The following is a 23,362-nucleotide window of genomic DNA, read 5'->3' as shown; positions in this document are numbered from 1 at the left end:
TTAACTGTCGGTTTTTTTTATGTCGCTAACAGCTTGTCAATTTTACTGTTGACGAAGTTGTTAATACCGTTTTAACTGGTCTGATGTGTTAATTAAAAAAGGAACGTTTCTATGACGGCACTTAGCAAGGCAAACCAGCATTTAAAATATTTCGGTGAACAATTGGTTCCTATGATTGGCTATTGTCAGCCTGAGATTTTGAAGCTAACTGATGAATCTGTTGAAATTAAAATTCCACTAAATAAAGAAACCCAAAATCACCTTCATAGTATGTATTTTGGTGCTCTTGCTGTTGGGGCTGATGCAGCCGGTGGCTTTTTGGCGATCAGTAAATCTGAGCAAATGGGTAAGAAAATATCGTTAGCTTTTAAGGCAGTTAACGCTGAATTTCTTGCGCGTCCTGAAGCGGATGTGGTTTTCGTTTGTAATGATGGAAAGCTCATTGACCAAATGTTAGCAGAGACCATTGAGACCGGTGAGCGCGTAAATCAGCCGGTACGAATTACCGCATTATGTCCGAGCCTCAATGATGACAAGCCAATGGCTGAATTTGAATTAACCCTTTCAGTGAAAGTGGTGGGGAATTAACTGTGATCAGTTAACTTTTAGTTTTACGTAGTATTTACGTGAATAATGTCGGCAAGCGAGTATAATATTTTCAGCCTTGCTACAGTTATCGCTAGCAATTAATACGTTTTTAATAAATTAAGAGTTTTCATGATTAATATTGGTCAAATCAACACACTTAACGTTACCAAACAAGCCGATTTCGGTCTTTTTCTAGACGCTGATGATTACGGCTCGGTTTTGTTGCCAAATAAATTTGTACCAGAAGGAACAAGTATTGGCGATGATATTGATGTGATGTTGTATTTTGATTCAGATAACCAACTATCGGCGACCACCGAGAAACCACTGGCGCAAGTAGGCGAGTGGGCAATGATGCATGTGGTAGGTGTCAACAATGTTGGTGCTTTTGTTGATTGGGGCATTGATAAGAAAGACTTATTGGTACCTTTTAGCAACCAACGCGTACCGTTAAATGAAGGCCAAAACATTTTAGTTTATGTCTACTCTGATAAAGCTTCAGGCCGTATTGTTGGTACCACCAAATTTAATAAATTATTAGATAAAACACCTGCTAATTATGAAATGAATCAACAGGTAGATCTGTTGGTTGCAGAGCGTACCGATCTAGGCTTCAAAGCTATTATTAATGGTGAGCACTGGGGTGTTATCTTTAAGTCTGATGTATTCGGTAAGCTGTTTGTTGGTAAACGCTTAAAAGGTTATATCAAAGGCATCCGCGAAGATGGACGTATCAATCTCTCTTTACAGAAAATTGGTGTGGCGAAAATGGATGATCTGAGTGAAAAGGTCATGCATGTATTGGAAACCAAAGGTGGCTTTTTACCATTAAGCGATAAATCTACACCTGAAGCGATTTTTACCGTATTCCGTACGAGTAAAGGAACATTTAAGAAAACCATCGGTGGATTATACAAACAAGGTAAAATTCGCATAGATAAAGATGGAATTTATAAGATCTAGTATTAAGACTAAATAAAACGCACAACGTCAAGTTGTGCGTTTTGTTATTTAAAAGTACAAGGATAGGTGATGGGACGAATTTTATGGGCTGCCGTGTTTGTCGTGACATTTGTATGGTCCGCGATTGAACCTAAAGACACCTTCACATGGTTTTTGGAAGTATTGCCCGCGCTGATTGGTGCAGCCATATTACTGTTTACCTACCAGCGTTTTAAGCTGACCACGCTGCTTTATTTTTTCATTCTTATTCATTGCATCATATTGATGGTGGGTGGGCATTATACGTATGCAGAAGTGCCTCTTTTCGATAATCTATTTGGTGCCGCTCGTAATAATTACGATAAGCTAGGTCATTTTGCACAAGGCTTCGTTCCTGCTTTAATTGCTCGAGAACTCTTGCTCAGGCTTAATATTGTTAATGGCAAGGCATGGATGAACTTATTTGCACTATCAGTTTGTTTAGCCTTTAGTGCTTTCTACGAGCTAATCGAGTGGTGGGTAGCGGTTGCAACGGGGGAAAATGCAGAAGCCTTCCTTGGTACTCAAGGCTACGTATGGGACACACAGTCGGATATGGCTTTTGCTCTATTCGGTGCCATTATCTGCCTTATGTTGGTGGCGAAGTGGCACGATAAACAGTTAGAGGAGATGAAAGGGTGAAGTTTAATAATAGAACACCAAAGAACTACCTTATTAACGAGATCTACAGTTATATTCGCCATTAATCTTCATTAATGTATTAATAAAATCAAGGACAGAGTTTGTTTTCATCTATCAAATGTTGTCTTATATTGATTGGTGCTAGAATAAATTTTTATCTCGGACTAACTCTCGTGGCAATCCATTTTTGATACGATTTCCTACCCATTTTCCTAGGCCGATAACCGTGCCTGAGTGGGTGACCATTACTTCACCAATACCGGACTCTATATTTGGGCGAATATCTCGTCCCATAAACCATTCACGAGCGTCTTCGATCGTTAATTCAACACTTTTAGCATTGCTTGCTTTACCCAAAGCCATGACTGCTTCATGTTGCCAGCGATAAAGTGGGGCATTTTTCTTTTTGGAGGGTTTTAACATTTCGGCTAATTTCAAGCCAATTCGACTAAAACGTAGCTCGCCGATCATATGAGTCATAGCAGCAGGGAACAGCCATACTTCTTGATCTCGTAACCACACTTGGCTGTTGGTGGGAATATCCAAACCAAGGGTATTTTGTAATTCTTGTTGCAGTTGTTGACATGTTTTGTCATTAGCAACTTCAAAAGGAAACTTACCTAAACGCTTTTTCACTTCAGGCGCTTGAACTGATGACAGCTTTTTAATTTTCGCGACAAAGAAGCCTTCGCTATCAAATATCTGTGGGTAAATATGAAGAAAACCATGCTCCGTTAACGCTTGCTCGGCGTTTTCAAATAAGTCACCTAATGGTAAAAACTCAACGGCGTCACCAAATTTTTGTTTTAAGTGTAAGCAGACTTGCTGATTTTCTTGTTGATTGAGCGTACAGGTTGAATAGGTGATTGTACCGCCCGGTTTTAAGGCGTAGAAGGCGCTTTCAATCAGATCTTTTTGTGTCTCGGCAATTTCAGCAACCGACTCTAAATCCCAATTACTCATTGCATCAGCATCTTTACGAACCGTACCTTCACCTGAGCAGGGCGCATCCAATAAAATGGTATCAAAGTGTTCTGGAAGCCAGCCACCAAATACGCGTGCATCAAAGTTGCTTAAAGCCGTATTATAAACACCACAGCGTTGAATATTGGCACTCAGAACTTTCACTCGGCTAGCTGCGTACTCATTCGCAACTAGTGCGCCTTGATTATTCATTGCCGCGGCGATTTGCGTAGTTTTTGAACCGGGAGCAGCAGCCATATCGAGTACTAGGTTAAGGTTATCATTACCTTGTAATAATGCACTGACAGGTAGCATTGAACTCGCTTCTTGAATGTAGAATAAGCCCGCTAAATGTTCCGCTGTATTGCCTAGTGGGACGGTTTCATCTTCACGTTCTATCCAGAATCCTTCTTCACACCATGGAATTGGAGATAGTTTCCAGCCATTTTCAGCTGAAATCGCTTTGAATGTGTTTAGGTCAGTTTTGAGTGTATTCACTCGAATACTGCGACGAAGAGGCCGTTGACATGCTGCAATAAAATCCTCCATAGACAAATGACTTGGCATGGTGGATTTCACAAGTTCAAGAAACTCATTGGGTAGCTTGACATTAGAGTGCAAAGGTGTGGCCTCAACGCGTATAAAAAGTAGGGACGGATTTTAACTGATATAAAAAAAAATGCAGCTGATTTATAGTTTAGTTACTTGAGTATAAATCAGCTGCATTTTCGGTTAATTTATTTTTTGACCATGGCGGCTACTTGGGTATTGCTAATTGCCAGGTGAGCCATTCTGGTTCTGGCTCTTTATTGAGTAAGAATGTGGACTCTACTATTGCTTTTGGTTGTAAGGATTCATCGTCTGGTGTCGCAAAGGCAATACCGCCACGTAATACGTTATCTACTGTTCCGGCTTTTATTTTTGCGCCTGATAAGCCGATACTCACATTCACCCCTGAAACATTCCAAAATACTGAGTTTTTACGGATCAGATAAGCATACTTAGGTTCAATTTCAATAGTGGTAATGACTCGATCAGCGAGATCACCTAGTTCGACATTGGTTACATGACCAATGTCAAAATCTCGATAAAGGATTGGCGCACCTACTTTTACCGAAGAACGACTTAAACTCTGTAAGTAGAAAGTGGTGCCATTGGTCGATTTTTCTTGAGTTTCAAGATTGAAGGTATAACTGAGTTGCGTGGAATCAGAAGGAGACACCTCGATATATGGGCTTAAGATAGTATCGATGTGTTTTGCTCCAGAGAGACCAATTTGAGGTGAGACTACCCAGAAGTGACTATCTTTCTTCGCGATGTTCTCGACATATTCAGGGAAGATGCGTGCTGAAATCTCAACATTTTTCCCCGGGAAGTTAAGGTGAACTAGCGTTACTTCACCAACTTGAACACCTTGATATTTAATCGGCATGCCTTTGTTTACGGTTTCATTTTCTTTTGTCAATAGAGTGATCTTACGTCCAAACTGGCGAGCAGATTTGTAATCCTGATATAAGATCCAATTATTATTAAATTTATTTTCAACACCTGCCAAGTTATCAAATGAGATACCACCTTTAAGTAAACTGGAGATTGGTGACGCGGTCACGCTAAGGCCGCTTAGGTTAGCATCGATTTTAACGCCAGAATGGTTCCAGAATACCGTTTGTTTGGTGAGTAAGTGCTTGTAGCGGTTTTCGATTCGAACTTGAATTTTAATGCCACCATCAACCAATGAAAATTGTGAGACTTTACCAACTTCTAAATTGCGGTACAGAATTGGACTACCAATCGAAATAGGGGGTAGGCTAGCGGCGAATAATGTTAAGTCGGTTGAGCCTGCCGTTTCATACTTAGCAAGATCGGCTAACGGTTTACTTGCGTATAAGTGGTACTCTGAATTGATTTTGTCATCACCAAGACTATCAAAGCTGACAGAGCCTGCAAGAAGACGCTTAATAGGAGGCATTGAGACGTTAATACCAGTACCAGTAAAGCTTGCGTCGACACTGGAGGTGATAAAGAATCGGCTTTTAGACTTAATTAAGTGCAAGTATTGGGTATCAATTTGAGCATCGAATCGAACACGTTCACCCTCAAGGTAAATTTTATTGATATTACCTACCGGAATGCCACGATAGAGAATTTGAGTGCCTTCTTCTAAACCGTAAGTGTCGTCTGCGGCTAAATTAACTTGTGTGGTTTGATGTGAAGCTCGTAGTAATTCATTCTTTTTCACAACGTTAAAATGACGCGCTCGTTGCCCTGTACCGGGTACTAAGCTCAGAAAGTTGCCGCGAATAAAGTTGCTGACATTTTTCATTTCAGTCAAAGAAAGTTTGGCTTCTTCTAAAACAAAGTGAGAGCCAGTATTTAACGTATCCGAAAATGCCGGCTGAATCGCGGCAGAGGCGACCACTTTACTTTTGTCATCAGATAAATTGATATCGGTTATTTGGCCTACTTCGATGCCTTTGTACATAATAGGGGCGTTAGCGGAAATATGACTATCATCTGGTAGGTTTATGGTAATTCGGATGCCACGACCCGCGGTTTTGATATCAGAGTAGAGTTTATAAACTTTATCGGCGCTAATCGGTTGACCATCTTCTGGAGAATCAACCGCAATGGCTCCTATGAGTAATGAGTTCAAGCTTTCAAGTTGAACATTGACACCATTAAACCCAACACTGGCACTGACGCCACTCACATTCCAAAAGCGACTGTCCGAATTAACAATATGAGCATATTCTTGTTTAATCGATATCTGAATTTTTACTGAGTTTGCATCATCGGCTAAGGTGAAATTGGTGACTTCACCGATAGGGATTTTTCTAAACATGATTTTAGAACCGACAGAAATAGCCCCTAAATTTTTTGAGGTTAGAGTGATATTGATGCCATTCTGAGCTCGGATATCCATCGGTTCTTCTTTAAGCGCCGTATACTCTTTGGAGAAATCGTGATTTTTATCATCCATCACATCTTCTGCAGGTTGAATGGCAATATAGTTTCCGGATACCAGTGCATCAAGGCCAGTAATGCCACTTAAACTTGCCTTGGGTTTTACTAACCAGAAACGGGTATCTTTAGATAAAAGTTTGGTGGCTTTAGGGTAGATATCGGCGGTAACATAAATGTCTTTTAAGTTATCTGATAGGCTGATTTTACGGATGATACCAACTTCTAAACCTTGATAACGAATTGTCGTTCGACCTTCAATAAGACCTTGAGCATTAGTAAAGTGAATCTGGATACGTTGACCCATTTCACTATAACTTTTATAACCAAGCCAGCCCGCAAGACATAAAGCGATGATCGGTAAAATCCATAGTGGCGATATTTTATGGTCTTGTTTTAGTTTGACTTGGCTTTCTGGTATCTCATTGTTCATAAGAGGATTCATTCTTATTGTTAGTTTTAGACGGTGTATCCCAAATTAGGCGCGGATCTAAGCTTTCAGCTGCACACATGGTTAACACTACTACCGCAGCAAATGCCATTGCAGCCGGACCGGGTGAAAAGTCTAGAATTTGGTCACGGTCAACAAGTGCAATAGTGGTCGCAATGACAAAAAGATCTAAGATTGACCATTTCCCTATCCATTTTACAAAGAGATAGAGTTTCATTCTTTTATATTGGTCGAGTGATGATCTTAATTGTATATAGATCAAAATATAAGCTAAACCCACAATTTTAGCTACAGGGACTAAAATACTGGCCACGAAAATTACAATGGCGATAGGTATATGGCCCTTGGTTAAACTTACAACGCCCGAGAAGATGGTATCTTGATAACGAATACCATTGCTGAAAATGATCGATATTTCTAACAAATTGGCAGGAATTAGAAAGACAGTTGCCGCAATTAAAAATGCCCATGTTTTTTGGATAGAGTTCGGTTTTCTATGGATGAGAGGACTATGGCAGCGTTGGCAGTAGTCATTGTTATCTTGCGATAGATGACAGTGCTGACAATGAGATTCTACTGTTATAATCTTTAACTTATTGCTGGGGCTCCAAGCTTCCCAATAGCGGCGGACACTCATACGTACGATTAATGTGATCGCAATAATTTGCGATAAGGTGATACAAATTAAGCCAATTTGCGGGGTAACGATGGAGTACTCAAGAAGTTTAAAAGCAGCTACAGCAATACTTAATAAGAAAACATCAATCATCCACCAATGTTTTACTTTTTGATAAGTGACAAGAGAACTTTTAAAAACAGTAAAATTCTTATGCTTTAATCCCCAATGCGCCCCAATCACAGAAGCAAATAACAACAGGGGAATAACCGATGAACATAGAAAAATTAAAATCCCAAGAGCGTAAAAACCATCATTAAATAGTGCAAATGCTCCTGAAACAAGTGTAGATGAAAAATTTATATTAATGAGTCGTATGGTAATAAAGGGAATGAATAAAGCAGGAATGAAAAATAGTAAGCCACTAAAAGCCAGCATTAAGTTGGTATTGAGCAAGAAGTCTTTGCCACGGTAAAGCAAGGTATCGCACCTAGGGCAGTGAGCATTAATTCCTAAACGCAAATCTTGGGTTGTGACCTTCATATCACAACAAGGGCAAATAATAGAATCCCGCGATTGCTGAATAATGTTTGGCGCATAACCTGAAGAAAGATTGGATAGATTATCCTCACCTTCTACGTTGGAATTCATGTCGTGAACATTATCAGCGCTCATATTGCTCTCTATTATTACTCTATTTATATACTAGGTTGTTATAGCTGTCTTTTTCGGCGTTACCGTATAACGTTTGGTATAATCCGTCTTTAATGACGAGTTCTCGGTGAGTACCACTTTGAATTACCTTGCCGTCTTCTAGAACATAGATAAGATCCGCTTGTTGTACCGCAGACAAACGATGGGCAACGATAAGAGTTGTACGCCCGTCAAGAAAGGTATTCATTGCTTTGTGTAGTCTGGATTCTGTTGCAGTATCTAAAGCGGATGTTGCTTCATCTAATATCACAAATTGCGGATTCGTTAATAACATACGAGCAATTGATAGTCGTTGCCTTTGCCCACCCGATAATCGAACGCCTTGTCGGCCCACTTGAGTATCTAAACCTTCAGAAAGTTGAGTGATTACATCATCGAGTTGGGCAATTTCTAGTACATGCCATAAAGCACTGTCAGAAAAGTCACTACCAAGTGTCAGGTTGTTCCTGAGGGTGTCATTAAATAGGATAGGTTGCTGTAATACAACTGCTATTTGGTCTCTAATCACTTCATAACCGATATTATCAGCATTTTCGCCGTTAAATTGGATTGTGCCCTTTTGGGGTTGATATGCACCGATAAGTAGCTGAATTAAAGTTGATTTTCCACCGCCGCTGGCACCAACAAGTGCTACTTTCTTGCCTGCTGGTATCGCTAGACTTAAATGGTTTAAGACTTGTGATTCATCATTATAAGCAAAGCAAACATTATTGATTTTGATATCAACAGGTTTATCCGTTTCAAATGGGTTAATCGTCGACGTGGGACGATGTTCTTCTTCTAATTGTAGTAATAAATTGATGCGTTGTAATGCCGCTTTAGCGCTGTACCACGAAAATTGAACGCCTAGTAGTTCTTGGACTGGCCCTAACATAAACCATAAATAACCAAACACAGCAAAAATCTGGCCAATAGTTAGGTCGCTAAATAACACCATTAACATGGCAACAGCGCGAAATAGCTCAAATCCTAAAAGGAAGAGCAAGAAGGACAAGCGTCCCACCGCTTCAGATTGCCAGGCAAACTTATCGGCATCTTGGCGTATTTTATCAGCTTGTTGCTTTAATTGTTCTAGATAGAGCTTTTCTTTATTCGATGCTCGTAACTGATAAATACCATCAAGCACTTCAATTAAACGATTCTGAAAACGCTCAAAGGATTGGTTTTCCCTTTGTTTCAGGTACTTAACTTTACTACCTAGTTTGCGCGAAAAGTAGATGACGATAGGGTTTACCAATAAAATAAATAACCCTAATCGCCAGTCTAAACATAACAATACAATGGCGGTGCCAAAAACAGTTAAAAAACTGATGATGAATTTACTGAGAGTGGTTCCAATAAAAGTATCTATGGTTTCAACATCGGTAATTAAGTGAGAATTAATGCCGCCACTGCCACGGGTTTCGTATTGTTGAATGCTAATTAATCCGAGCTTATCGAGCATTTTCGAACGAATGTGATAAGTGATGGTTTTTGATACCAAAGTAAACTGTCTGCTTTGTAGTATATTAAGTAGTTGGCTTGCGGTACGCATTAGCACGATCAGAAAAAAAACAAAGCCAATATATCCGGTTGGATTTTGCAGTGAATGGGGTAAGAGCATATTCATCAACTCAATGCCGCCAGATGGTTTGTTGAGTAAAATCTCGTCGACCATTAAGGGCATTAATAAGGGAATAGGCACACTAATAATAGTCGCCAAAATTGCTACCACATTGGCAAAGATTAATTTACCCTTGTGTTTCTTAACTTGAGTGAACAACCAACTCTGGTTAATCAAGTGCCTATCGTTATTATTCATATTTGATAATGATTTCTATTTGCGATGTAAGGCATTGTACGTAAATTGAAAAAAAGATGGAAGACAAAGCATGAGCCTAAAGATGTACCAGCGTATTACTGCTCAAGTAAAAGCATTAATTGAATCTGAACCCGATCTTATTGCTAATTTAGCTAATATTAGCTCGTTATTGAACATGGAATTAGAGGAAGTTAATTGGGTAGGCTTTTATTTGTTAAAAAACGACCAGTTGGTATTAGGACCTTTTCAAGGCTTACCAGCTTGTGTACGTATTCCATTAGGAAAAGGTGTGTGTGGTACTGCAGCTGCAGAGAATAGTGTACAGCGTATTTATGATGTCCATCAGTTTGAAGGCCATATTGCTTGCGATACCCAAAGTAATTCGGAACTTGTTATCCCGTTTTCGGTCAATAATAAAGTGGTTGGCGTTTTAGATATAGATAGCCCAAATATTGGTCGATTTTCGGAAGAAGATGAGCAAGGATTGGTCACAATGATGAAAGAAGTTGAGCAAGTATTGCAAACTCACTCTACAGAATAAAATCACATTAATTAAATAAATAGTATGAAACGTGCATTTTTGAGTGAAAAAAAACTTTTTATCGCTATATGGGCATAATAACCCATGTTAATTTGCACGTGTTGGTGGTTTTTCGTTTCCATCTCACTATAATAGCGTGAATTATTTATACGAACACCCGTGCGGATGAGACCGCACCAACCAGGAACCCTCATGGAAAACACTGAAAAGTTAAAGAACAGCAAAGAAGTCATTGCCTATATTGCTGAACGTTTCCCACAATGCTTTACTTTAGAAGGCGAAGCAAAACCTTTAAAAATTGGTATCTTTCAAGATCTTGCTGAGCGTCTAAACGAAGATCCTAAAGTAAGTAAAACTCAATTACGTGCTGCTTTACGTCAATACACGTCATCTTGGCGTTACCTTCATGGCGTAAAATTAGGCGCAACGCGTGTTGACCTTGATGGTAATGCATGCGGTGAGTTAGAAGCCGAACATGTTGAGCACGCTCAAACGACGCTTGCAGAAAGTAAAGCTCGTGTTCAAGCTCGTCGTAAAGAACAAGCTGATAAAAACCGCGAAGAAAGAGTGGCTAAAGCGAAAGCAAAAGCTGCGACACCTAGATCACCACGTAAGCCAAAAGCTGAATCTAAGAAACCTGCTCAAAAAGCGCCAGTCGTTGAAACTCGTGAATTGAAATCGGATGAAATTGTCATCGGTAAAGATATCAATGTAAACATGGGTCAAGGCAACATGGCTGCAACGATTGTTGAGATTAATAAAGACGATGTTCGTGTCCGTCTTGCTAACGGCTTACAAATGGTCGTAAAAGCGGAGCACTTGCGCGTATAAAAGGATATTCCTACGCATGAATTGCCGATTAAAATTTTCACTACTTGCTGCTAGCTTAACGCTAGCAGCAAACTCTGCATTTGCTGTACAGCCGACGATCAGCGAGTCACAGATTCCAACTCTTGTTCCTGAATCTCAGCATGCAATCGCAAGTCAACGAGTCACTAAACGTTTTACGCGTTCTCATTACAAACATTTCAATTTAGATGATGCTTTTTCTAAAGGTATTTTTGATCGCTACTTAGAATCCCTTGATTATAACCGTAATATTTTTACTCAAGCTGATATTGATAGTTTCAAACCATTTGAAACGGATATTGATGATCAATTAAAGTCGGGTGATACCAAAGCTGCGTTTGATATGTTTAATCTATCAATGAAGCGTCGTTACGAGCGTTTTTCTTATGCATTAACGTTGCTCGATAATGAAATCAAGTTTGATACTGATGAGAAAATGGAACTTGATCGTTCTAAAGCTGCATGGCCGAAGGATACAGCTGAAGTTGATGAGCTGTGGCGTCAAAGAGTGAAGTATGATGCATTAAACCTTAAATTGACTGGTAAAGAATGGCCAGAAATTAAGGAATTATTAACTAAACGTTATAACAATGCCATCAAACGAATTACTCAGGCTCATAGTGAAGATGTTTTTCAAATCTACATGAATGCGTTTGCTCGTCAAATCGATCCACATACTAGTTATCTGTCGCCACGTTCAGCAGATGAATTTCAATCTGAGATGAGCTTGTCGTTAGAAGGAATAGGTGCGGTTCTACAATCGGAAGATGATTATACTATTATCCGTTCGCTAGTAACGGGTGGCCCAGCTGCAGGTTCGAAAGAACTTTCTGAAGGGGATAAAATCATTGCGGTTGGTCAAGATGGTAAGAAGATGGTTGATATCATTGGAATGCGTCTTGATGATGTCGTGCAACTGATTAAAGGTCCGAAAGGTACTAAAGTTAACCTGCAAATCTTGCCGGAAGGGAAGAATGCAAAAAGTCACGTTGTCACAATTGTGCGTGATAAAATTCGTTTAGAAGACCGTGCCGTTAAATCAAAAGTTATTGAAAAGAATGGCAAAACGATCGGTGTATTAGAAGTACCTAGTTTCTACGTTGGATTAGCAAAAGATACTAATAAGCTACTCGCTGAGTTTAACCAGAAGAAAGTGGATGGTGTCGTTGTTGATTTACGTAACAATGGCGGCGGCGCATTAACAGAAGCGATTGATTTATCCGGTTTATTTATCACTCAAGGACCAGTGGTTCAGGTGCGTGATAGTTATGACCGAGTCAATGTTGATAGTGATACTGATGCCGTTGAGCATTACGATGGTCCATTAACGGTACTAATTAACCGCTACAGTGCGTCGGCATCTGAAATTTTTGCCGCGGCAATGCAAGATTACGATCGTGCAATTATTCTTGGCGAAAATTCTTATGGTAAAGGAACGGTACAACAGCATCGTTCATTGACGCATATTTATGATACGTTCGATCAAGAATTAGGCTACGTTCAATATACGATTCAAAAATTCTACCGTATCAGTGGTGGCAGTACACAAAGAAAAGGGGTATCACCTGATATTCCATTCCCAAGTGCGATTGCTCCTGAAGATACTGGGGAAAGTGTAGAAGATAATGCTTTGCCTTGGGATCAAATTCCTGCGGCTAACTATATTCCAGTTGAATCGAAAGACGCATTACAAGCTAAAGTTGCGAAATTAACCACTTTACATAAGCAGCGTATTGCTAACGACCTTGAGTTTTCATTTATTCAGCAAAATATTGAGAAATATCAAGCAGAAAAAGATGATACGACGATTTCCTTAAACGAGAAATTCCGTGAAGCTGAAGTCGATAAAGCGGATAAAGAGCGATTAGAGCGCGTGAACAAGCGTCAAAAATTAGCAGATAAACCAGAGTTTAAGACTCTGGATGATATCCCTAAAGACTATGAAGCTCCAGATGCTTACTTAAATGAAGCTGTAGCTATTACTGCAGATTTATCAAGTAGTTAGTTGTATTTGTTTTGTTTTATTTATATCAAGCGAGGCCATTTAGGTCTCGCTTTTTTTATGCAATTCAATTTGTCGCTCTCAAAACATACAACTATCCTTAATTCATAGGCTCAAGTCTTTTCCTTTTCGATATGCCTGAGTGAAGAGCCTTTGTCTTGTTTACAATGTTTTGGGAGAGGCGGATGAAAAGTTTAATTGTGTTATTAAGTAGTCTTGCCTTAGGGGCTTCAGCATTCGAGTCACCTAAAAAATATGATATGTTTTTGTTCGATAATCCTTTTTTGATTGGACAATGGCATGTGATTAATCCTTCCCCAGAATTAATCCCCGAAGATTTCCTATCGATTACTCTGCAATTAGAATCTAACTATCAATTTGAAATTCAAATTAAGCGTAAAGATCATACGGTTCACTCATGGTCTGGCGAATACTCCATTAGTAGTACAGAAATTATTTTGGGTATTCAGTCTGAGGTTCCTCAATCGTATCAATATAGTGTTAATGCTAACCAACTATTACTAAATGGTGTGGCGTTTAACAAAACAGTACCTAAAAATTTATCTGGTTATTGGCGTAGTGTTGAAGTAAAAGGTCGGGATGTTACTTCTAGTTCCGTATCTGATATTGATTTGGTTCTATATCCCAACTTTTATTTTTCCATTCAATCTTTTAATGAGAAAGGTAATAACAAGTATCGCGACGGCGTTTACTATATAGAAGACAATTATATTTACTTTATCTATAGCGATGGAGAGCAGTCATCTCAATTTGCATTAAATTCTGATCACTTAGTATTGAGTAGCCATGATGTTGATATGTACATTGCTTTTCAGCGTAGCAATTTAAAGCTTCATTGAAAAATAGCAAAGACAGCTTAATAAATAATCATAATAGCTTTTGTTACAGTGATTAATAGCATTTCTGCTGTGGGTTAATGGGAAATATCAATATTTTGTGCAAGAATGCTGTTATACCAATCAAATAATTGATGAGATCGGTATTACTCATTCGAACATGAAAAGGATTGAATATGACTCACCAGCCACAAGCTAAGTACCGTAAAGATTATACTTCTCCAGGTTTTACGATTAGCGAACTCGATTTAACTTTTGATTTGTTTGATCAAGAGACAACGGTTACTGCTGTCTCTAAAGTGATTAAGCAAAAAGATAACTCAACACTTACCTTGGACGGTGAGCATATGGAGTTGGCTGGTATTCAAGTTGATGGAGTGGAGTGGTCAGCTTATGAGCTTACTGATACCAACCTTCATATTCATGATTTACCGAAAGAATTTGAATTAACCATCATCACTAAAGTTAACCCATCTAAAAATACGGCATTAGAAGGTTTATATAAATCTGGCGGCGCATTTTGCACTCAGTGTGAAGCCGAAGGTTTCCGTCGAATTACTTACTTCCTTGACCGCCCAGATGTGTTGGCAAAATACACCACCACTGTGATTGCGGATAAAGAAACCAATCCTTACTTGCTAAGTAATGGTAACCGAGTGGATAGTGGTGATCTTGATAATGGTCGTCATTGGGTGAAGTGGTCGGATCCACACCCGAAACCATCGTATTTATTTGCTTTAGTAGCTGGCCAGTTTGATGTATTAAGAGATCAATATACGACAACGTCTGGCCGTAAAGTAGAGTTAGAAATCTTTGTTGATCAAGGCAATCTAGATAGAGCGCCGCACGCAATGACTTCACTTATTAATGCTATGAAGTGGGATGAAGAACGATTTGGATTAGAGTATGACCTTGATATTTATATGATTGTGGCGGTTGATTTCTTCAACATGGGTGCAATGGAAAACAAAGGTTTGAACGTTTTTAACTCTAAGTACGTATTAGCGAATGACCAAACTGCAACCGATACTGATTACTTAGGCATTGAAGCGGTGATTGGTCATGAATATTTCCATAACTGGACGGGTAACCGAATTACTTGTCGTGATTGGTTCCAATTGAGCCTGAAAGAAGGCTTAACGGTTTTCCGTGACCAAGAGTTTTCTTCCGATCTAGGCTCGCGCGCTGTAAATCGTATTAATAATGTTCGCATTATTCGTGGCCCACAATTTGCTGAAGATGCCAGCCCAATGTCACACCCAATTCGTCCTGAAAAAGTAATAGAAATGAATAACTTCTATACTTTAACTGTGTATGAAAAAGGTAGTGAAGTGATCCGAATGATCCACACATTACTGGGCGAAGAGAATTTCCAAAAGGGCATGAAACTTTACGTTGAGCGTCATGATGGAACTGCGGCGACTTGTGATGATTTTGTTGCGGCAATGGAAGATGCATCTGGTGTCGATTTACAGCAATTCCGCTTGTGGTACAGCCAATCAGGGACGCCACAAGTAAAAGCGACCACAAGCTATGATCAGCAAAATAAAACCTTCACTTTACAACTGACTCAAGTGACGGCAGCAACACAAGATCAGCCTGAAAAACAAGCCCTACATATTCCAATGAATGTTGAGTTATATGCTCAAGATGGCAGCATCATTCCTATGGTTATCAATGGTAAACCCGTCGGCAATGTGTTGAATTTTACCCAAAATGAACAAAGTTTTGTGTTTGAAAATGTCTCAGAAAAACCGGTGATCTCGTTATTACGTGAGTTCTCCGCACCAATTAAATTAGAGTACGATTACTCGGATGAAGATCTGATGTTCCTAATGGTCAAAGCACAGAATGAATTTGCTTGTTGGGATGCTGGGCAGAACTTGATTGCGAAATATTTGCGTCAAAATATCGCTGCATTCCAAGTGGGCAAAGAGCTATCACTGCCGCAATCAGTACTCGATGCTTTTAAAGGTATTTTACTAAGTGAAACGTTAGAGCCTGCTTTTATCGCGGAAATGCTTACACTACCAAGTCAGAATGAAGTAGCAGGTTGGTTCAAACCGGTTGATGTAGATGCGATCGCTGAGGCACTAGGCTTTATGAAACATGCCATTGCTGCAGAATTAGTTGAAGAACTAACGGCTATGTATCACAGCTTAAAGCAAGAGCAGTATTCGGTAGAGCATGATTGTATTGGTAAACGTTCATTACGTAATACTTGTTTAACTTATTTGGCCGTAACGGATGACGGTGAAAAACTGGTCACAGCACAATATCAATCTGCAAATAATATGACAGATACGATGGCGGCGATGAGTTCAGCCAACCAAGCACAATTGGCTTGCCGTGAATCATTAATGAAAGATTTTAGTGATAAATGGAGCCATGATGGTTTGGTAATGGATAAATGGTTTATGTTGCAAGGAACTAATCCTGCAAATAATGCTTTAGAGATGATTAAGCAAACCATGTCTCATGCTGCATTTAGCCTGAAAAATCCAAATAGAACGCGCAGCTTGGTTGGGGCTTTCTTTGGACAAAACCCAGTGAATTTCCACGCCATTGATGGTTCGGGTTACCAATTTGCCAGTGAAATTCTTATTCAACTAAATGAAAGTAATCCGCAAGTTGCTTCTCGTATGATCGATCCTTTATTGAAGTATCGCCAATATGATGAAACTCGTCAGGCGCTTATTCGTACAGAGCTAGAAAAGTTATCGAAACTTGAGAAACTTGCTAAAGATCTGTACGAAAAAATTAATAAAGCACTAGAGGCGTAACTTTACTCCTAACGATTTTCGTCACATTAAGCAATCAATCTATAAGCAGTCTTCGGGCTGCTTTTTTTCGTTTTTGCTTTTGGGAAACGGTCTTTGAGAAAAAGGGGGATTTATCACTTTTATGTATAAAAAATACCGTCAAATTACTTCCTCTATAGAGAAAGTGATTGTAACTAGTCACTTAAACAGATGTTTAATTTTTATATTGATTATTTTGAAGTGCTTCTAATAAGTACCTAAGTCACATATTCGACTTTTATCCTGTATATAGTTAGGAAACCATTTAACTTTCTATCAATACTACTCTTACAATATACCTGTATCTAAATAACATCTGGCAGCTTTTGGAATAAGACAGAAAGATTCTAACAAGCTGTTTTTCAGTAGTGTTTGGTGCAGTTTATAACGTGAATAATATAAAAATAGAATCCCCATTTTGTGGAGTGTAAAGATGCCAACGAGTGAAAAAGTTACCCCTGTATTACTTGAGAAAGTGTATCAACTTATACAGGATAAATTAGAATCGGAAACTCAGCCTTTAGTTAGCAAATTAGCTGAACATCTATACAGTAATATTTCGCAAGATGATCTTTTTCAAAGGAATGAATCTGATCTCTATGGTGCGGTTGTCAGTTTGTGGCAACACATCTTAGAAAAAGACGCCAATATGGTGTCAGTGAAAGTGTTCAACCCAACATTAAGCCGCCAAGGTTGGCAGTCGAGTCATACGGTTATTGAGATAGTCGTTCCTGATTCTGCATTTTTAGTAGACTCAGTCAAAATGGCGATCAATCGTTTAGGTTTAACGAGTCACTTTATGGCCAATGCACCTACTCAAATTAATAGAAACAAAGGTGAAGTTGTCGCGATTAATGATGGACAAGGTGACATGCAATCTTTATTTCATATTGAAATAGATCGTTTGAATGACAAAGCTCGCATGTCGGAATTGAAAGAAGAATTATTGTCGGTTCTGAAAGATACTCGCTTAGTTGTTGAAGATTGGCACAGGATGAGTGACAAGTTATTACTTGCGATAAAAGAAACCGAAGACAACATTAAAAATATTCCATTAGAGAAAGAAAGACTACAAGAAGACTTAGCATTTCTGCGTTGGCTTGGTGAACATAACTTTACCTTTATGGGATACAAAGAATTTGAGCTAAAAGCCACAAAAGGGGACTTAGAGCTCAATCCATCTCAATCTCCTGCACTTGGTTTATTGAAACAAGAAAGCCGCATTCGTAGTTACAAACTATCTGAACTGCTTGAATCCGCAAGAATGGAAGTCACCAAACAAGATCTACTGGTTTTAACAAAAGGTAGTCATGCTTCTACTATTCACCGTCGCGCTCACACCGATTATGTTGGCATCAAAAAGTTTGATGATAAAGGCAAGGTGATTGGGGAGCATCGTTTTGTTGGCTTATACACATCAGCGGTATACAACCAAAGTGTCGGTAGCATTCCGCTTATTCGAGATAAAGTCGCGCGTATTTTACAATCAAGTGGTTATCTAAAAGGATCGTATTCCTGGAAAGCATTGCATAATATTTTAGAAAATTACCCAAGAGATGAACTTCTTCAAGCCAGTGAAGAAGAGTTACTTGAAGTGGGTATGGGTGTCGTGCAAATGCAGGACCGTGATCTATTACGTCTATTTGTTCGTAAAGACCCATTTGGACGTTTCTTTAGTTGCATGGTCTACGTAACCAAAGAGCGTTACAACACGGAGCTGCGGTTTAAAACTCAGCAAATCTTTAAAAATTATTTTAAAAGTGATCAAGATGTTGAGTTTACGACTTATTTTTCGGAAAGCCCGTTAGCAAGAACTCACTACATAGTGCGAGTGGATAATAATAATCAAGATATCAATGTGAAAGCAATTGAGAGGGATCTGATGGAAGCGTCTTCATCTTGGGATGATCGTTTAACCCAATCTATTATGGGTCATTTTGGCGAAAATAAAGGTACCGAATTAGCTAAGCAATATCAGGATGCTTTCCCCCGATCATATAAAGAAGCCACATTAGCCGGCGGTACCGCTGTTGCCGATATTGAACTGTTGGAATCTTTAAATGAAGATAAAAAACTGGGCATGCTGTTTTATCGTCCTCAAGAAGTGAAAGCTGATTCCAAAGCCGTCCGTCTGAAATTGTATCACCGGGATGAACCTATCCACCTTTCTGATGTCATGCCGATGCTTGAAAACCTTGGGCTTAGAGTAATCGGAGAGTCTCCATACGAGATCGAAAAATTCGATGGGACGGTCTTTTGGATCTTAGATTTCTCGATGCTACATCGTGGTGATCAAAGTGTTGATTTACGTGAAGCGCAAGATCGTTTCCAAAAAGCATTTGCTGCTATTTGGTCTGGTGATCTCGAGAGTGATGGTTTTAATAGATTGATTCTATCTGCGGGTTTAACGGGTAGAGAAGTCACCATTTTACGAAGCTATGCGCGTTATATGCGTCAAGTGGGCTTCCCTTTTAGTCAGCAATATATTGAAGATACACTTTCTAATCACCCTAAATTAGCACAAGCCTTAGTTGCTCTATTTGTAAAACGCTTTGATCCGAAAGTGAAAGCAAGAGGCAAGGCAGAAGAGAAACTCATTGCTTCAATACAAGAACAATTAGAGAAAGTTGAAAGCTTAGATGATGACCGAATTATTCGTCGTTACATGGAAATGATCCAAGCGACCATTCGAACTAACTTTTATCAAACAGATGAAAATGGTAACGAGAAGCCGTGGTTAGCGCTGAAATTGATGCCGAGAAATATTCCAGAAATTCCAGCACCAGTGCCTGAGTTCGAAATCTTTGTTTATGCACCGGATGTGGAAGGTGTACATTTACGTGCAGGCAAAGTCGCGCGTGGTGGTTTGCGTTGGTCAGATCGCCAAGAAGATTTCCGCACAGAAATATTAGGCTTGGTGAAAGCACAACAAGTTAAAAATACCGTAATTGTTCCAGTAGGGGCTAAAGGTGGCTTTGTCTGTAAGCGTCAACAAAATTTCACCACTCGAGATGAAATTTTTTCTGAAGGTCAACGTTGCTATAAACGCTTTATTCGCGCGCTGTTGGATGTGTCTGACAATATTATTGAAGGCGAAATTGTACCGCCGACCAATGTGGTTCGACATGATGCCGATGATGCTTATCTTGTTGTCGCAGCCGATAAAGGAACCGCAACCTTCTCCGATATTGCTAACTCAGTTTCGGCTGAATACAACTTTTGGCTAGGTGATGCCTTTGCATCAGGTGGTTCAAATGGTTATGACCATAAAGCGATGGGGATAACTGCCAAAGGGGGTTGGGAGTCGGTGAAACGCCACTTCCGAGAAATGGGAATTAATTGCCAGACTACCGATTTTACCTGTGTTGCTATTGGTGATATGGCCGGTGATGTATTTGGTAATGGTATGTTGTTATCGAAACATATTCGCCTTCAAGCAGCCTTTAACCACATGCATATCTTTATTGATCCAAACCCAGATTCAGCAATCAGCTGGAAAGAAAGGGATCGCTTGTTCAAATTACCAAGATCGAGTTGGGAAGATTACGATCAAAGCTTGATCTCACAAGGCGGTGGCATATTCTCAAGACGCTCTAAATCGATCTCGTTAACCCCAGAGATCCAAAAAATGGTGGGCACGCAAAAGCAATCTGTCACGCCAACAGAATTGATCAAGTTACTTCTGAAAATGAATGTTGATCTATTGTGGAACGGTGGCATCGGTACTTACATTAAATCGTCAGAAGAAAATCATACTGATGTTGGTGATAGAGCCAATGATAGTCTGCGTATAGATGGCCGAGAGTTACGCGCCAAAGTTGTTGGTGAAGGTGGTAACTTAGGTATGACTCAACTTGGTCGTATTGAATATGCACTCACTGGTGGCCGAGTAAACACCGATTTTGTTGATAACGTTGGTGGTGTAGATTGTTCTGATAATGAAGTGAATATTAAGATCTTCTTGAATACGCTAGTCAGCAATGGCGATCTGACCATCAAGCAACGTAACGAAGTACTGAATAGTATGGAAGACGAAATTGGCAAGATAGTTTTAGAAGACGCGTATTGCCAGTCAGAGTCTATTTCGGTGAGTGAGTATCAAGGCACCGCTCAGGTGAAAGAACAAATTCGCTTTATTCATACATTAGAAAAGCTTGGTAAATTAGATCGCGCTTTAGAATATATTCCTGACGATGAAACTTTATTGGAGAGGGAAAAGCAGGGCAAAGGGCTGACTCGACCTGAGCTTTCAGTATTGATTGCCTACGCTAAAATGGTGCTTAAAGAGCAACTTGCTTGTGAAGAGATTGCCAATGACCCATTTAATGCGCAATTGTTAACTCATTACTTCCCAACTAAGTTACGTCGTAACTATGGTTCATACATGGATCAACATCCATTAAGACAAGAAATTATCGCCACTTCACTTGCCAATCAAATGGTCAATGAAATGGGCTGTAATTTTGTCTCGCGCTTACATGATGAGACAGGGGCAAGTGTGATTGATATTACTAATGCCTACGTTGCTGCGAGAGAGATATTTGATGCTGGCTCTATGTTTGACAAGGTGAGAAGCCTAGATAACACCGCCACAGCGGAAGTACAGTATGAATTATTGATGTCTTTACGTCGTATTTTACGCCGATCATCACGTTGGCTATTACGAAATCGTATGCTGAAATTAAGCGTTAATGAGATCATTCAACACTATCAAGCTGATGTGGTTGCTGTTCAGACCGGAATTGATGATTACTTAGTCAAAGAGGAAGTGAAAGAGCACAATCAGCAAGCTCAGTCTTGGATTAAACAAGGCGTTGATTCTGAATTGGCCAATAAGATATCTCGCTTAACTAGCTTATATTCTGCTTTAGATATTTCTACGGTAGCAGCTGAATGTGAGGTGACGATTGAGCAAACCGCGAAAATGTATTTCACTTTAGGAGACCGATTATCACTGCATTGGTTCTTGAATCAAATCAATAATCAACCGGTTGATAACCACTGGCAAGCTCTTGCTCGTGCGACATTCCGTGAAGATCTCGATTGGCAGCAACGCAATTTAACATTACAAGTTCTTTCTTGTCGTTGTGATGATAAGCAAGCTAGAAAAGTAGAAAGTGAGTTAAGTGATTGGTTGGAATCTAATCGACCATCACTAGAGCGTTGGGAAAATATTTTGAATGAGTTCAAAGTCGGTTCTGCACATGAATTCGCTAAGTTTTCCGTCGCACTTCGTGAGCTTATGCTTTTAAACTTAAATTGTGCCGCTAACAAGTGAATACATAGGTGACCGCGTCACTAATGTTTTGTATTTTAGCTTTGATCTCATCTATAACAGCATGAGATCAAAGCACTGCAAACGATTGCAGTAGTATAAGACTGATAACAAAGGTATACTTCGCCCCGGAATTTCGGGGCTTTTTTGATCTTATTTGGAGGAAGTATGCTTTACCGTATCGCCAGAGCTGGCTTGTTTAAAATCAATGCAGAAACGGCACATGAATTAGCGATTAAGAATTTAAGAAGACTGAATGGTACGCCTTTAGACTTCTTCTTCCGCCAAAATCTACCTACTCGTTCTGTTGAGGTGATGGGGTTGACATTTAAGAACCCAGTCGGCCTTGCAGCTGGCATGGATAAGAATGGTGAATGCATTGATGCTTTTGGCGCAATGGGGTTTGGTTTTTTAGAAATTGGTACTGTGACACCACGTCCACAACCTGGTAATGATAAACCGCGCTGTTTCCGAATTATCGAAGCAGAAGGGATCATCAACCGTATGGGTTTCAATAATGAAGGGGTTGATGCGCTTATTGAAAATGTTAAGCAATCAAACTTCGATGGCATCCTAGGTATCAATATCGGTAAGAATAAAGATACGCCAATTGAAAAGGGTACGGAAGACTACCTAATCTGTATGGAAAAAGTTTACCCATACGCAGGTTATATTGCGGCAAACATTTCTTCTCCAAATACTCCTGGGCTACGGACACTACAATACGGTGAAGCTTTGGATGAATTATTGTCGGCATTAAAAGAAAAGCAAACTGAATTGGCTAAGCAATACGATAAGTATGTTCCGTTAGCGTTAAAAATTGCCCCAGATTTAACCGATGATGAATTAAAGCAAATCTGTGACTCACTGAAGAAGTATAAGATTGATGGTGTTATCGCAACCAACACAACATTGGATCGTACTTTAGTCGACGGTATGAAAAATGCCAATGAAACAGGGGGCTTAAGTGGTCGTCCTGTGCAATCGAAAAGTACTGAAGTGATCCGTCAACTTTATAAAGAGCTAGGTGAAGAGATCCCGATCATTGGTGTTGGTGGTATCGATTCTTATGTTGCGGCAAAAGAGAAAATGATGGCTGGTGCAAAACTCGTGCAAGTGTATTCGGGGTTCATTTATCACGGACCTAACTTGATTAAAGATATCGTTAAAAATATTTAACGTCAGTTAAGCCTAGTTATGTTCAGTTGAGGTTATTAAAAAAAGCAAGAAAAACTTTTCACATTAAAATCCAATTTCAGCCTGAAAAGAGGAATATGTTTTCCTCTTTTTTTTTGCCTATCTGTTTGTACAATCAAAGAA

The 23,362-nt window shown here is 39.5% G+C and carries 14 protein-coding genes; 10 read left to right on the top strand and 4 right to left on the bottom strand.

Features of this window, described 5'->3' with window-relative positions; translation table 11 throughout:
• The first annotated feature begins 111 nt into the window (after positions 1-111).
• The 3 genes from ACE3G9_RS06365 (at position 112) to ACE3G9_RS06355 (ending at position 2,211) form a co-directional block, all read left to right on the top strand.
• Complete coding sequence (locus ACE3G9_RS06365; protein ID WP_417878985.1) at positions 112-588, top strand: PaaI family thioesterase; 477 nt, start codon at positions 112-114, stop codon at positions 586-588.
• A 129-nt stretch (positions 589-717) separates the two neighbouring features.
• Positions 718-1,551, top strand: coding sequence for a CvfB family protein (locus ACE3G9_RS06360; RefSeq protein WP_449218709.1), 834 nt, complete (start codon positions 718-720; stop codon positions 1,549-1,551).
• 69 nt (positions 1,552-1,620) lie between these two features.
• Positions 1,621-2,211: a DUF2238 domain-containing protein gene (locus ACE3G9_RS06355; protein ID WP_417878983.1), complete on the top strand. Its 591-nt coding sequence runs from the start codon at positions 1,621-1,623 to the stop codon at positions 2,209-2,211.
• A 141-nt stretch (positions 2,212-2,352) separates the two neighbouring features.
• Here the strand turns inward: ACE3G9_RS06355 and rsmF are convergent, their stop codons facing one another.
• The 4 genes from rsmF to ACE3G9_RS06335 form a co-directional block, all read right to left on the bottom strand.
• Positions 2,353-3,795, bottom strand: a complete 1,443-nt coding sequence (gene rsmF / locus ACE3G9_RS06350; RefSeq protein WP_417878982.1) for a 16S rRNA (cytosine(1407)-C(5))-methyltransferase RsmF — start codon at positions 3,793-3,795, stop codon at positions 2,353-2,355.
• Positions 3,796-3,931: 136 nt separating this feature from the next.
• Entirely contained in the window at positions 3,932-6,568 is a 2,637-nt protein-coding gene (locus ACE3G9_RS06345; RefSeq protein WP_449218708.1) for an MlaD family protein, read from the bottom strand.
• A complete protein-coding gene (locus ACE3G9_RS06340; RefSeq protein ID WP_449218729.1) occupies positions 6,558-7,853 on the bottom strand; it encodes a PqiA/YebS family transporter subunit in 1,296 nt (431 codons plus the stop codon). Before ACE3G9_RS06340 ends, ACE3G9_RS06345 begins: the two co-directional genes overlap by 11 nt.
• Before the next feature lie 43 nt (positions 7,854-7,896).
• Positions 7,897-9,717 carry an ABC transporter ATP-binding protein gene (locus ACE3G9_RS06335; RefSeq protein WP_449218707.1) on the bottom strand — a complete coding sequence of 607 codons (1,821 nt, stop codon included), beginning with the start codon at positions 9,715-9,717 and terminating at the stop codon, positions 7,897-7,899.
• A gap of 70 nt (positions 9,718-9,787) precedes the next feature.
• Here ACE3G9_RS06335 and ACE3G9_RS06330 point away from each other — a divergent pair, with 70 nt between their 5' ends.
• The 7 genes from ACE3G9_RS06330 (at position 9,788) to pyrD (ending at position 23,221) form a co-directional block, all read left to right on the top strand.
• On the top strand, positions 9,788-10,258 hold the full coding sequence (locus ACE3G9_RS06330) for a GAF domain-containing protein (protein WP_417878979.1): 471 nt from the start codon (positions 9,788-9,790) through the stop codon (positions 10,256-10,258).
• A gap of 192 nt (positions 10,259-10,450) precedes the next feature.
• Complete coding sequence (gene proQ, locus ACE3G9_RS06325) at positions 10,451-11,089, top strand: RNA chaperone ProQ (protein ID WP_417878978.1); 639 nt, start codon at positions 10,451-10,453, stop codon at positions 11,087-11,089.
• 16 nt (positions 11,090-11,105) lie between these two features.
• Complete coding sequence (gene prc, locus ACE3G9_RS06320) at positions 11,106-13,112, top strand: carboxy terminal-processing peptidase (protein ID WP_449218706.1); 2,007 nt, start codon at positions 11,106-11,108, stop codon at positions 13,110-13,112.
• A gap of 182 nt (positions 13,113-13,294) precedes the next feature.
• On the top strand, positions 13,295-13,969 hold the full coding sequence (locus tag ACE3G9_RS06315; protein ID WP_449218705.1) for a hypothetical protein: 675 nt from the start codon (positions 13,295-13,297) through the stop codon (positions 13,967-13,969).
• A gap of 173 nt (positions 13,970-14,142) precedes the next feature.
• Entirely contained in the window at positions 14,143-16,749 is a 2,607-nt protein-coding gene (gene pepN / locus ACE3G9_RS06310) for an aminopeptidase N (RefSeq protein ID WP_449218704.1), read from the top strand.
• A gap of 451 nt (positions 16,750-17,200) precedes the next feature.
• Complete coding sequence (locus ACE3G9_RS06305) at positions 17,201-22,045, top strand: NAD-glutamate dehydrogenase (protein WP_449218703.1); 4,845 nt, start codon at positions 17,201-17,203, stop codon at positions 22,043-22,045.
• A 165-nt stretch (positions 22,046-22,210) separates the two neighbouring features.
• Complete coding sequence (gene pyrD / locus ACE3G9_RS06300; RefSeq protein ID WP_417878973.1) at positions 22,211-23,221, top strand: quinone-dependent dihydroorotate dehydrogenase; 1,011 nt, start codon at positions 22,211-22,213, stop codon at positions 23,219-23,221.
• Positions 23,222-23,362: the final 141 nt, after the last annotated feature.

Source organism: Vibrio sp. E150_018, from assembly GCF_053544035.1.
This window is presented reverse-complemented; position numbering and strand designations above follow the sequence as displayed.